The organism is Pseudomonas paralactis, from assembly GCF_001439735.1.
Classification (GTDB): domain Bacteria; phylum Pseudomonadota; class Gammaproteobacteria; order Pseudomonadales; family Pseudomonadaceae; genus Aquipseudomonas; species Aquipseudomonas paralactis.
In genome coordinates this window covers 670,431-682,861 of the sequence record NZ_JYLN01000002.1, presented here as the reverse complement: position 1 = coordinate 682,861, position 12,431 = coordinate 670,431, and the positions used below count along the sequence as shown (strand labels likewise).

General features: G+C 59.0%; 11 protein-coding genes. 10 read left to right on the top strand and 1 reads right to left on the bottom strand.

Annotation, left to right across the window (positions count from 1 at the left end):
- The first annotated feature begins 119 nt into the window (after window positions 1–119).
- From petA to TX23_RS07285, 6 genes are all read left to right on the top strand, one after another.
- Window positions 120–713, top strand: coding sequence for a ubiquinol-cytochrome c reductase iron-sulfur subunit (petA, locus tag TX23_RS07310; RefSeq protein ID WP_057701615.1), 594 nt, complete (start codon window positions 120–122; stop codon window positions 711–713).
- Entirely contained in the window at window positions 713–1,924 is a 1,212-nt protein-coding gene (locus tag TX23_RS07305; protein WP_003188526.1) for a cytochrome b, read from the top strand. Before petA ends, TX23_RS07305 begins: the two co-directional genes overlap by 1 nt.
- Entirely contained in the window at window positions 1,924–2,703 is a 780-nt protein-coding gene (locus tag TX23_RS07300; RefSeq protein ID WP_057701614.1) for a cytochrome c1, read from the top strand. The genes TX23_RS07305 and TX23_RS07300 overlap by 1 nt, the downstream gene beginning before the upstream one ends.
- Window positions 2,704–2,851: 148 nt before the next feature.
- Complete coding sequence (locus TX23_RS07295; RefSeq protein ID WP_057701613.1) at window positions 2,852–3,469, top strand: glutathione S-transferase N-terminal domain-containing protein; 618 nt, start codon at window positions 2,852–2,854, stop codon at window positions 3,467–3,469.
- Between the two features lie 17 nt (window positions 3,470–3,486).
- Window positions 3,487–3,906, top strand: a complete 420-nt coding sequence (locus TX23_RS07290) for a ClpXP protease specificity-enhancing factor (protein WP_057701612.1) — start codon at window positions 3,487–3,489, stop codon at window positions 3,904–3,906.
- A gap of 157 nt (window positions 3,907–4,063) precedes the next feature.
- A complete protein-coding gene (locus TX23_RS07285) occupies window positions 4,064–4,813 on the top strand; it encodes a FadR/GntR family transcriptional regulator (protein WP_032877801.1) in 750 nt (249 codons plus the stop codon).
- Between the two features lie 574 nt (window positions 4,814–5,387).
- Here TX23_RS07285 and TX23_RS07280 read toward each other — a convergent pair.
- Entirely contained in the window at window positions 5,388–6,545 is a 1,158-nt protein-coding gene (locus TX23_RS07280) for a hypothetical protein (RefSeq protein ID WP_057701611.1), read from the bottom strand.
- Between the two features lie 235 nt (window positions 6,546–6,780).
- On the opposite strand from TX23_RS07280, the gene kdgD reads away from it, so the two are divergent.
- From kdgD to garD, 4 genes are all read left to right on the top strand, one after another.
- Window positions 6,781–7,692, top strand: coding sequence for a 5-dehydro-4-deoxyglucarate dehydratase (gene kdgD / locus TX23_RS07275; protein WP_034118093.1), 912 nt, complete (start codon window positions 6,781–6,783; stop codon window positions 7,690–7,692).
- Between the two features lie 54 nt (window positions 7,693–7,746).
- Window positions 7,747–9,192: an aldehyde dehydrogenase family protein gene (locus tag TX23_RS07270; RefSeq protein ID WP_057701610.1), complete on the top strand. Its 1,446-nt coding sequence runs from the start codon at window positions 7,747–7,749 to the stop codon at window positions 9,190–9,192.
- Between the two features lie 177 nt (window positions 9,193–9,369).
- Window positions 9,370–10,734 (top strand): MFS transporter, encoded by a 1,365-nt coding sequence (locus tag TX23_RS07265; protein WP_057701609.1) that lies wholly within the window; start codon window positions 9,370–9,372, stop codon window positions 10,732–10,734.
- 10 nt (window positions 10,735–10,744) lie between these two features.
- Window positions 10,745–12,298 carry a galactarate dehydratase gene (gene garD, locus TX23_RS07260; RefSeq protein WP_057701608.1) on the top strand — a complete coding sequence of 518 codons (1,554 nt, stop codon included), beginning with the start codon at window positions 10,745–10,747 and terminating at the stop codon, window positions 12,296–12,298.
- The last annotated feature ends 133 nt before the right edge of the window (window positions 12,299–12,431 follow it).

Genomic DNA, 12,431 nt, shown 5'->3' with positions numbered 1-12,431 from the left:
AATTCCCTTGTCATACGTGGGGCTTTTCATTACCATCCGTCAAAATTTTTATAAGTAAAGATTCAACACTTAGTAGACGCCTGATTTAACAGGCCAAAAAGCTGATGGGAGAGGACTGAATGAGCAATGACGGCGTGAATGCAGGCCGGCGTCGCTTCTTGGTAGCAGCCACATCCGTGGTGGGTGCTGCAGGAGCGGTGGGGGCTGCGGTCCCGTTCGTGGGGTCATGGTTTCCCAGTGCCAAGGCGAAAGCCGCAGGTGCACCGGTGAAAGTGAATGTCAGCAAGATCGAGCCAGGCCAGCAGATGATTGCTGAATGGCGCGGCCAGCCGGTTTTCATTGTTCGCCGTACCGAGGAAATCCTGGGGAATCTCAAGAAGATTGAAGGCCAGTTGTCTGACCCCCAATCCGAGAAATCCGACCAACCCGCCTACGCCAAGAACGAAGCACGTTCGATCAAGCCAGAGATCCTGCTGTTGGTTGGTCTGTGTACCCACCTGGGTTGCTCCCCTACCTTCCGCCCGGAAGTAGCGCCTGTCGACTTGGGCAAGGACTGGGTCGGTGGTTATTTCTGCCCGTGCCACGGCTCCCATTACGACCTCGCCGGCCGCGTCTACAAGTCCCAGCCCGCGCCACTGAACCTGCCCGTGCCGCCGCATACCTACGAAACTAACGACCTCATAGTCATTGGCCTCGATAAGGAGAACGCGTGATGAGCAAGTTCATGGATTGGGTGGATGCGCGCTTCCCCGCCACTAAAATGTGGGAAGACCATCTCAGCAAATATTACGCGCCAAAAAACTTTAACTTCTTCTACTTCTTTGGCTCTCTGGCCCTGTTGGTGCTGGTCAACCAAATTGTCACCGGCGTCTGGCTGACGATGAGCTACACGCCTTCGGCGGAAGAGGCGTTCGCCTCCGTCGAATACATCATGCGTGACGTCGAGTACGGCTCCATCCTGCGCCTGCTGCACTCCACCGGTGCGTCGGCGTTCTTTATCGTCGTTTACCTGCACATGTTCCGCGGCCTGCTCTACGGCTCCTACCAGAAGCCCCGCGAGCTGGTGTGGGTGTTTGGCATGTTGATCTACCTGGCACTGATGGCTGAGGCCTTCATGGGCTACCTGCTGCCATGGGGCCAGATGTCGTACTGGGGCGCCCAGGTGATCATCTCGCTGTTCGGCGCGATCCCGGTGATCGGCAATGACCTGACCCAGTGGATTCGCGGTGACTACCTGATCTCCGGTATCACTCTGAACCGCTTCTTCGCCTTGCACGTGGTGGCCCTGCCGATCGTGATCCTGGGACTGGTGGTGCTGCACATCCTGGCGCTGCACGAAGTGGGCTCCAACAACCCTGATGGCGTGGATATCAAGAAGCACAAGGACGAGAACGGCATCCCGCTCGACGGCATTCCATTCCATCCTTACTACACCGTGAAAGACATTGTCGGCGTAGTGGTGTTCCTGTTTGTGTTCTGCTCGATCGTGTTCTTTTTCCCGGAGATGGGTGGCTATTTCCTGGAGAAGCCTAACTTCGAACAGGCCAACGCTTTCAAGACACCCGAGCACATTGCCCCGGTCTGGTACTTCACGCCGTTCTACGCGATCTTGCGTGCGATCCCCGACAAACTCATGGGCGTGATCGCCATGGGCGCAGCCATCGCGGTGCTGTTCGTGCTGCCGTGGCTCGACCGAAGTCCGGTCAAGTCGATGCGTTACAAAGGCTGGCTGAGCAAGATCTGGCTGTGGGTGTTCTGCATTTCGTTCGTGATCCTGGGTGTTCTGGGCGTCCTGGCGCCGACCCCTGAGCGTACGTTGCTGTCGCAGGTTTGCACCTTCCTGTACTTCGCCTACTTCATTCTGATGCCGTTCTATACCCGGCTCGAGAAGACCAAACCGGTTCCGGAAAGGGTGACTGGCTGATGAAAAAATTATTCGTTGCATTCGTGCTTGCGGCCCTGCCGCTACTGTCTTTCGCCGCCGAGCATGGCGCGCAGCTGGAAAAAGTCGATATTGATGTGTCTGACAAGGCCGCCATGCAGGACGGGCTGCGTACATTCACCAACTATTGCATGGGGTGTCACAGCGCCAAGTTCCAGCGCTACGAGCGTGTCGCCGATGACCTGGGCATTCCCCATGAGGTGATGCTCAGCCACGCGGTGTTCACCGGCGCCAAGATTGGCGACCATATGAACATCGGCATGCAGCCGGCTGATGCCAAGACCTGGTTCGGCGCCGCACCGCCGGACTTGACTCTGGTGGCCCGTGTGCGAGGTACCGACTGGCTTTACGGCTACCTCAAGTCCTTCTATGAAGACCCGGCGCGCCCTTATGGCGTGAACAACAAAGTCTTCCCGAATGTCGGCATGCCGAACGTTCTGGTCGGCCTGCAGGGCCGTCAAGTGGTAGGATGCAAGCAGGTTCAGGTCGTTGAAGACGGCAAGAAGCAATACGATCCTTTGACCGGCACGCCGCTGACCCATGAAGCGTGCGATCAACTGACCATCGTGCCCAAGACCGGTACGCTGAACGAAGAGCAGTTCGACGAGAAGGTCAAGAACCTGGTGACCTTCCTGGCCTACTCGGCCAACCCGGTCAAACTGCAGCATCAGCGCATCGGTACGTACGTCTTGCTGTACCTGACTTTCTTCTTCGTATTCGCTTATCTGCTCAAGCGCGAATACTGGAAGGATGTGCATTGATCCAACCGTAAGCAATTGCTGTTAATCTTGCGCGCCCAGCGGTATCTCTGAACACGTAACGCCTGGTTTGACCGGACGTTACAGAGATGCTCTCTGGGCGCGCTCGTTTTTGAGCTTTCGATAATTTCAACAAGCGAGGAGGACCGCCATGGGCGTGACCAATCGGTTGGCCTGTTACTCCGACCCCGCCGACCACTATTCCCACCGAGTACGCATCGTGCTCGCAGAGAAGGGTGTCAGCGCCGAGATCATCAGTGTGGAGGCGGGCCGTCAGCCGCCGAAACTGATCGAAGTGAACCCTTACGGCAGCTTGCCCACCCTGGTCGATCGTGACCTGGCGTTGTGGGAGTCAACCGTGGTGATGGAATACTTGGATGAGCGTTACCCGCATCCACCTTTGCTGCCGGTGTACCCGGTGGCGCGTGCCAACAGCCGCCTGCTGATCCATCGGATCCAGCGTGACTGGTGCGGGCTGGTGGATGTGATTCTGGATTCACGGTCAAAAGAGGCCGTTCGGGTGCAGGCGCGCAAGGAATTGCGTGAAAGCCTGACCGGTGTTTCGCCGCTGTTTGCCGATAAACCTTTTTTCCTCAGTGAGGAACAAAGCCTGGTGGATTGCTGCCTATTACCCATACTCTGGCGCTTGCCGATCCTGGGCATTGAACTGCCACGGCCGGCCAAGCCGCTGCTTGATTACATGGAGCGCCAATTTGCGCGTGAGGCTTTCCAGGCGAGTCTGTCTGGTGTCGAACGCGATATGCGCTAAGGCTTAAGGAGCCGTTGATGAACTCCAGTCGACCTTATTTGGTCCGCGCGCTCTATGAGTGGATTGTGGACAACGATTGCACACCGCACATGCTGGTCAATTCCGAGTTTCCCAAGGTGGATGTGCCACAGGGTTTCGCCAGCGACGGACAAATCGTGCTGAACGTATCACCCAGTGCCGTGCGCCATCTACACATGGACAACGAAGCGGTGAGCTTTGAAGGGCGTTTCGGTGGCGTGCCGCATACGCTGTTCGTGCCCATTGGTGCCATCCTGGGGATCTACGCCCGGGAAAATGGCCAGGGCATGGTGTTCGATCTGGAGTCGCCTTTCGAGGACGACGAAACGATCGAAGGCGAGGGCGGTGATGATGTGCCGCCACCGGACACCGAGCCGCCGCGCCCTAGCGGTCGGCCGAGCTTGAAAGTGGTGAAGTAGGCGGATTTTGTCTTCACACCGCTCTGAAAAATGCCTCGACATATGTCGGGGCATTTTTTTGCGCGAAGGATATGGATGAAAGTCGCGCCACAACGGTGATCGTACAACCACCATGGGCTATGATGCGTCTTTAGTTCGCCGAGAAAGATGGTTCATCATGGAAAACGCCAGCGCCGCTCCACGTCTGCCCCGCAAGCGCCGCAGCCTTGCCCAGGAATTGGTCACGGTGTTGTCCGAGCAGATCCGCGATGGCCAGCTCAAACGCGGCGATAAACTGCCTACCGAGTCGGCGATCATGGACGCTCACGGTGTCAGCCGCACCGTAGTGCGTGAAGCCATCTCGCGCCTGCAAGCGGCGGGGCAGGTCGAGACCCGTCATGGCATCGGCACCTTCGTGCTGGACACCCCCAGCCCCAGCGGCTTCCGCATTGACCCGGCCACCGTGGTGACCCTGCGTGATGTGCTGGCGATTCTGGAGCTGCGTATCAGCCTGGAAGTGGAGTCGGCGGGTCTTGCCGCCTTGCGTCGCAGTGATGCGCAACTGGCTGCCATGCGGGCGGCCCTTGATGCGCTGAATGAAAGTGCGGCCCACGCGGGTGACGCGGTGGCATCAGACTTTGCTTTCCACCTGGAAATTGCACTGTCTACCGGCAACCGTTACTTCACCGACATCATGACCCACCTGGGCACCAGCATCATTCCGCGCACGCGCTTGAATTCGGCCCGCCTGGCCCATGACGATCAACAGCACTACATGAGTCGCCTGAGCCGCGAACACGAAGAAATCTATGAGGCGATTGCCCGCCAGGATTCGGATGCGGCGCGGGCGGCCATGCGCCTGCATTTGACCAATAGCCGTGAGCGGCTGCGCCATGCCCATGAAGAGGCAGAAGCACAGCGCGGCTGAGGTTTGCCATATCCCGTGTAGGAGCTGGCTTGCCTGCGATAGCGGCCTGCCAACCGGCGGCTATCTACCTGACACCCCAACGATCCTACTGTGGGAGCGGGCTTGCTCGCGAAGGCGGTCTGGCAGTCAACACGGTTGGATTGTGTACATATCCATTGCTGCGGTAACGGCCATTTAGGGTTCCGCCCTGACGGCGGGTCACTTTGGAAAAGCCCCAAAGTAACCAAAGGGCTCTTGCCCCACCACTCGGCACCTCGCCTAGGCTCGGTGTGCCCGTAATCCGCCAGTGATTTGGGGGGGCCGCCGCCACGCGCCATCCATGGCGCGGGGCGGCTAAACCGGCATCCCTGCCGGTTTACCCCCCAAATCCCTGTCGAATTCCGGCCAGCGTGGTTTAACGGGGCGCCTGAGATCAAAAGCAGATCAAAAGCAGATCAAGAGCAGATCAAGAGCAGATCAAGATCAAGAGCGGCTCGCTTCGCATCGTGGAGTGTGTGGCCGGGCGCGGTCAGCTGTGGGAGCAGGCAAGCCAGCTCCCACAGTTGATCTCCATTATCTGGAGTACCGCGTCTATTTAGCTGGCGGGTTGATTAGGCTTGTAGTCCTTAAGCAGCAAGTACGTGCTCCACCCCCACCAATCATTGGTCCAGTGCTTGTCGTTCAAATCGTTGACGTCCTTGCGCCGCAGTACCTTGTCCCCCTCCATCTTGAACAGCGGCGAGAAGTTATTCGCCGGGTTTTGCGCGGCGTTCAGGTCGGGCACATACAGCGGTGCCTTGAACTCAGCCGGGGAGGGTGCGATGCCGCTGATGAAGGTTTCGAAAATCTCATCGGCCGAGGCCTGTACGGCCCCTTTGACCTGCACGCGATTGTCGGCGTCGATGCTGTCGAAGTAGCGCTTGTCGCCGTAGGCATGCCACTGAGCGCCCATGGCATTGCGCACCTTGAGCCCAAATTTACTGTCTTCATCGTGCATGAAGCGGCTGATCAGCGAGCCGAGTTCTCCTGGCGTCACCACTGCCGCCAGTTGTTTGCGCGGTACCCGCAGGTGGCCGGCGGAAAACAGGTCGGTCAAAAAGTGATCGGCAAAGCTGTTCATCGCATAGGCCAATTCCAGGGCCTGGTCGGTGCCGGTCTGGTGGGCCACCACTGCCTGTTGCAGCGCCGCCGTATGGCCGGCCAGGTACGCGGACAAGGCCCATTCACCGAAGTGATCGGCATTATCGGCGGCCAGCTTGAGGTAGCGCCCCAGAGGAATCAGGGCCGAAACAGCGCTGCCGCCGCCGGTGATGCGGTTCCACTCCTCGGACAACGTATCACCAAGGGCGTCATAGGCTTCGTGCGGCTGTTTGCCTTCCTTGATCGCCTGGTTGACGGCATTGATCTCCTTTTGCATCACCGCCAGGATCTTCTGCGCTTCTTGCCGTGAAGCGGGCAGCACGGCGAGAGAGTTGAAAGCGGCGGTGAAGCGTTGCACGCGCTCGGCCGGGGAGTTGCCATCGCTGATCGGTTGGCCGGGGATGCCATAGAAGTCGCCGCCCAGGGCGATCACTTGGCCATAGGTGAGTGCGAGCCCGTTGGGTAGGTGCAGTTCGACTTGGCGTGCAGGGATGGCCGGGGCGTCCTTGCTGAAGCGAAGCAGGGTTTCATCGCCGATGGCGGTGTGTTCACCGCCTTCGAAACGCAGGGTAGGCGGGGTTTTTTCGGGTGCTGCGAGTTCAAGACCTGACATGTTAGCTCCTTGCTATGTCGTGGAAATCTTCCTTTTTAACTGTATGCATATACAGTTAAAGCCACTATAGGTGAGAAATTTCCTACGTCAAGAATTGCAATCCAAACATCAGGTGCCAGACGGGGCTCGACGAATTGCTGTTGACGAATCTCTTTATAGTTGTACGATGACGTACGACATCGCCAAACCAACAATAACCTTTCGACAGAAAGTCTTCGCCCAGGGTGTTCGAATAATGAATCCACAAGAACTGAAGTCCATCCTCTCCCACGGTCTGCTGTCTTTCCCGGTGACCGATTTCAACGCCCAGGGTGATTTCCACCAGGCGGGTTACATCAAGCGCCTGGAATGGCTCGCCCCTTACGGCGCCACAGCGCTGTTCGCTGCGGGCGGCACCGGTGAGTTTTTCTCCCTGGCTGCCAGCGAATATTCCCAGGTGGTAAAAACCGCCGTAGACACCTGCGCCTCCAGCGTGCCGATTCTGGCCGGTGTGGGCGGTTCGACCCGCCAGGCCATTGAGTACGCCCAGGAGGCCGAACGCCTCGGTGCCAAAGGCTTGCTGTTGCTGCCGCACTATCTGACTGAAGCCAGCCAGGATGGGGTTGCCGCCCACGTTGAAGCGGTGTGCAAGTCGGTCAAGATCGGCGTGGTGGTGTACAACCGCAACGTCTGCCGCCTCACCGCACCGCTGTTGGAGCGCCTGGCCGAGCGTTGCCCGAACCTGATCGGCTACAAGGATGGCTTGGGTGATATCGAGTTGATGGTGTCGATCCGTCGTCGCCTGGGTGATCGTTTCAGCTACCTCGGCGGCCTGCCGACTGCAGAGGTTTATGCCGCTGCCTACAAGGCCCTGGGAGTGCCGGTGTACTCCTCGGCGGTGTTCAACTTCATCCCGAAAACCGCCATGGATTTCTACCACGCCATTGCCCGCGAAGATCACGCCACCGTCGACAAGATCATCGACGACTTTTTCCTGCCATACCTGGACATCCGTAATCGCAAAGCCGGGTACGCCGTGAGTATCGTCAAGGCCGGCGCGAAAATCGTCGGGTATGACGCAGGTCCGGTGCGCACGCCGCTGACCGATCTGCTGCCGGAAGAATACGAAGCCCTGGCCGCGCTGATCGACAAGCAAGGCGCGCAATAAATTATCCACAGGGCCGCTGAGCAATCAGCGGCCTTTTGCGTCAGGAGAAGATTCGTGTCCCAAGCAAAGCGTTTCGAAAACTACATCAACGGTGAGTGGGTAACCGGCGCCGACTATTGCACCAATATCAATCCGTCTGATTTGGCCGATGTGATTGGCGAATACGCCAAGGCTGATGTAGCCCAAGTCAATGCGGCCATCGATGCTGCCCGCGCTGCTTTCCCGGCTTGGTCGACGTCCGGTATCCAGGCGCGCCACGACGCGCTGGATAAAGTCGGCAGCGAAATCCTTGCCCGTCGCGAAGAACTCGGCACCCTGCTGGCCCGGGAAGAGGGCAAGACCCTGCCCGAAGCCATCGGCGAAGTGACCCGCGCCGGTAATATTTTCAAGTTCTTCGCCGGTGAATGCTTACGCCTTTCGGGTGATTACGTGCCCTCGGTGCGTCCGGGCGTTAACGTTGAAGTGACTCGCGAAGCCCTCGGTGTGGTCGGCCTGATTACGCCCTGGAACTTTCCGATCGCCATTCCCGCATGGAAAATCGCCCCGGCCCTGGCCTATGGCAACTGCGTGGTGATCAAACCTGCGGAGCTGGTGCCAGGTTGCGCCTGGGCCCTGGCGGAGATCATCTCCCGCGCCGGTTTCCCTGCCGGTGTGTTCAACCTGGTGATGGGCAGCGGTCGTGTGGTGGGCGACGTGTTGGTCAACAGTCCGAAAGTCGATGGCATCAGCTTCACCGGCTCCGTGGGTGTGGGTCGTCAGATCGCCGTCAATTGTGTGTCGCGCCAGGCCAAAGTGCAGTTGGAAATGGGTGGCAAGAACCCGCAGATCATCCTCGATGACGCTGACCTCAAGCAGGCGGTGGAGTTGTCGGTGCAGAGCGCGTTCTATTCCACCGGCCAGCGTTGCACCGCGTCGAGCCGTTTGATTGTCACCGCGGGTATTCACGACCAGTTTGTTGCGGCGATGGCTGAGCGCATGAAGTCGATCAAGGTCGGCCACGCGTTGCACTCCGGCACCGACATCGGGCCGGTGGTGTCCCAGGCCCAATTGGACCAGGACATGAAATACATCGACATCGGCCAAAGCGAAGGTGCACGGCTGGTCAGTGGTGGCGGCCTGGTGACCTGCGACACCGAAGGTTATTACCTGGCGCCGACCCTGTTTGCCGACAGCGAAGCGGCCATGCGCATCAGCCGTGAAGAGATCTTCGGCCCGGTGGCCAACGTGGTACGCGTGGCGGACTACGAGGCGGCGCTGGCCATGGCCAACGACACCGAATTCGGCCTGTCGGCAGGTATTGCCACTACGTCGCTGAAGTACGCCAACCACTTCAAGCGCCACTCCCAGGCGGGGATGGTGATGGTCAACCTGCCAACCGCCGGTGTGGATTACCACGTTCCATTTGGTGGCCGTAAGGGTTCATCCTACGGTTCGCGTGAGCAAGGTCGCTATGCGCAAGAGTTCTACACCGTGGTGAAGACCAGCTATATCGGGTCGTAGCACCCGTTTCACTGTAGGAGCGAGCTTGCTCGCGAAAAAATCACAGGCACCGCGTGCATCCTGAATGCTCGCGTGATCGTTGACGTTTTTCGCGAGCAAGCTCGCTCCTACAGGGGCGGCAACCAGTAAGACATAACCATTACCCGCAAAAAAAATAATTAGTGGGAGTACTTCTTCATGCAAGCGACCAAGCCGACCCATGTCCGCTATTTGATCCTGCTCATGCTGTTCCTGGTGACCACGATCAACTACGCCGACCGTGCAACTATCGCCATCGCCGGCTCCAGCCTGCAAAAAGACCTCGGCATCGACGCGGTCACCCTCGGTTACATCTTCTCCGCATTCGGTTGGGCTTACGTGGCCGGGCAAATCCCCGGTGGCTGGCTGCTCGACCGCTTCGGCTCGAAAAAAATCTACGCCTTGAGCATCTTTACCTGGTCGCTGTTCACCGTACTGCAAGGTTATGTTGGTGAGTTTGGCGTCTCCACTGCGGTGGTCGCGTTGTTTATGTTGCGCTTCATGGTTGGCCTGGCCGAGGCGCCGTCGTTTCCGGGAAATGCCCGTATTGTCGCGGCGTGGTTTCCTACGGCTGAACGGGGCACCGCATCGGCGATCTTCAACTCGGCGCAATACTTCGCCACGGTATTGTTTGCGCCATTGATGGGCTGGATCGTCTACCGCTTCGGCTGGCAGCATGTGTTTATCGTGATGGGCGTGATCGGCATCCTGTTCTCGCTGATCTGGCTGAAAGTTATCCACAGCCCGCGCCAGCATCCGATGATCAACGAGGCCGAGTTCAATCACATCGCTGCCAATGGCGCGATGGTCGATATGGATCAGGACAAGGGCAAGGGTAAAAAAACCGACGGGCCGAAGTGGGATTACATCCGCCAGCTACTGACCAACCGCATGATGCTCGGCGTGTACCTGGGCCAGTACTGCATCAACGGCATCACCTACTTCTTCCTGACCTGGTTCCCGGTGTATCTGGTGCAGGACCGCGGCATGACCATCCTCAAGGCCGGCTTTATCGCTTCGTTACCGGCGATCTGCGGCTTTATCGGCGGTGTGCTCGGCGGGGTAATCTCTGACTACCTGCTGCGTAAAGGCCACTCGCTGACCTTTGCACGCAAGGCGCCGATCATCGGTGGCCTGCTGATCTCCAGCAGTATCGTGGCCTGCAATTACGTGGACATCGAATGGATGGTGGTGGGCTTCATGGCCCTGGCTTTCTTCGGCAAAGGCGTTGGCGCACTGGGTTGGGCGGTAGTGTCCGACACCTCGCCGAAACAGATCGCCGGGCTCAGTGGCGGCCTGTTCAACACCTTCGGTAACCTGGCCTCAATCACCACGCCGATTGTCATCGGTTACATCATCAGCACCACCGGCTCGTTCAAGTGGGCCCTGGTGTTTGTCGGCGCCAACGCCCTGGTCGCGGTGTTCAGCTACCTGGTGATTGTCGGCCCGATCAAGCGCGTGGTGCTCAAAGAGCCGCCTACCAAAGGCCCAGAGTTGACCAACCTTTCCCAAGCGCATTCCTGAGGTTCGTGTGATGCAGTTGATTGAACATGCCGACTCGCCGCGCTCGATCCGTTTGCACGAGCGCGACAATGTGGTGATCGTGGTGAACGATCAGGGTGTACCGGCCGGGACCGAATTCCCCGACGGCCTGGTCACCGTGGACTTCATTCCCCAGAGCCACAAAGTAACGCTGGAAGATATCCCCGAGGGCGGCCAAATTATTCGCTACGGCCAGACCATCGGTTATGCCTTGGCGCCAATCCCGCGCGGCAGTTGGGTGCAGGAGGATCAACTGCGCATGCCCACTGCGCCACCGCTGGACAGCTTGCCGCTGTCTACCGAGGTGCCTGAAGCCGAGGCCCCCCTGGAGGGCTTCACCTTCGAGGGCTATCGCAATGCCGATGGCACCGTGGGCACGCGCAATATTCTCGGCATCACCACCACTGTGCAGTGCGTCACCGGCGTGCTGGACCACGCAGTCAAGCGCATCAAGGATGAGTTGCTGCCCAAGTATCCCCACGTCGATGATGTGGTGGCGCTGACCCACAGCTACGGTTGCGGTGTGGCCATTACGGCGACGGATGCCTATATCCCGATCCGTACCGTGCGCAACCTGGCGCGCAACCCGAACCTGGGCGGCGAAGCCCTGGTGATCAGCCTGGGCTGCGAGAAATTGCAGGCCGGGCAGGTGATGCACGACAACGACAGCTCTGTGGACCTGAGCGAGCCGTGGTTGTACCGCCTGCAGGACTCCAGCCACGGCTTCACCGAAATGGTTGAACAGATCATGGAACTGGCCGAAGTGCGCTTGAAAAAACTCGACCTGCGCCGTCGCGAAACCGTGCCGGCCAGCGAGCTGATCCTGGGCATGCAGTGCGGTGGCAGTGATGCGTTTTCCGGTATCACCGCCAACCCGGCGCTGGGGTATGCCTCGGACTTGCTGCTGCGAGCTGGCGCGACGGTGATGTTTTCCGAAGTGACTGAAGTGCGCGATGCCATTTATCTACTGACCTCACGTGCGCAGAACGAAGACGTCGCCCGCGAGCTGGTCAGGGAAATGGACTGGTACGACCGTTACCTGGCCAAGGGTGAAGCGGATCGCAGCGCCAACACAACGCCCGGTAATAAGAAGGGCGGGCTGTCGAATATTGTCGAAAAATCTTTGGGCTCCATCGTCAAGTCCGGCAGCAGCGCGATCAACGGCGTGCTTGGCCCCGGCGAGCGTTTCAAGGGCAAGGGCCTGATCTTTTGCGCCACGCCGGCCAGTGATTTTGTCTGCGGCACCCTGCAACTGGCGGCAGGAATGAACCTGCATGTATTCACCACCGGGCGTGGCACGCCTTACGGGCTGGCGATGGCGCCGGTGGTAAAGGTGTCGACCCGCACCGAGCTGGCTCAGCGTTGGCCGGACCTGATCGATATCGACGCCGGGCGCATTGCCACCGGGCGCGTGAGCATTGAGGAACTGGGCTGGGAGTTGTTTCACTTCTACCTGGACGTGGCCAGTGGCAGGAAGCAGACGTGGGCGGAGCATCACAAGCTGCATAACGACATTACGCTGTTCAACCCGGCGCCGATTACCTGAGGTCAGACGCTAACCCTGTAGGAGCGAGCTTGCTCGCGAAAGACACCAACGATAACGCGTGTTAACTGAATGAACGCGGCGCCTGGGAGTTTCTCGCGAGCAAGCTCGCTCCTACAACGGGGGGCTTGCTCCC

What these genes read in the sequence shown, in the direction of transcription:
- petA (WP_057701615.1), top strand. Translation starts at nt 120, where the DNA reads ATGAGCAATGACGGCGTGAATGCAGGCCGGCGTCGCTTCTTGGTAGCA.
- TX23_RS07305 (WP_003188526.1), top strand. Translation starts at nt 713, where the DNA reads ATGAGCAAGTTCATGGATTGGGTGGATGCGCGCTTCCCCGCCACTAAA.
- TX23_RS07300 (WP_057701614.1), top strand. Translation starts at nt 1,924, where the DNA reads ATGAAAAAATTATTCGTTGCATTCGTGCTTGCGGCCCTGCCGCTACTG.
- TX23_RS07295 (WP_057701613.1), top strand. Translation starts at nt 2,852, where the DNA reads ATGGGCGTGACCAATCGGTTGGCCTGTTACTCCGACCCCGCCGACCAC.
- TX23_RS07290 (WP_057701612.1), top strand. Translation starts at nt 3,487, where the DNA reads ATGAACTCCAGTCGACCTTATTTGGTCCGCGCGCTCTATGAGTGGATT.
- TX23_RS07285 (WP_032877801.1), top strand. Translation starts at nt 4,064, where the DNA reads ATGGAAAACGCCAGCGCCGCTCCACGTCTGCCCCGCAAGCGCCGCAGC.
- TX23_RS07280 (WP_057701611.1), bottom strand. Translation starts at nt 6,545, where the DNA reads ATGTCAGGTCTTGAACTCGCAGCACCCGAAAAAACCCCGCCTACCCTG.
- kdgD (WP_034118093.1), top strand. Translation starts at nt 6,781, where the DNA reads ATGAATCCACAAGAACTGAAGTCCATCCTCTCCCACGGTCTGCTGTCT.
- TX23_RS07265 (WP_057701609.1), top strand. Translation starts at nt 9,370, where the DNA reads ATGCAAGCGACCAAGCCGACCCATGTCCGCTATTTGATCCTGCTCATG.
- garD (WP_057701608.1), top strand. Translation starts at nt 10,745, where the DNA reads ATGCAGTTGATTGAACATGCCGACTCGCCGCGCTCGATCCGTTTGCAC.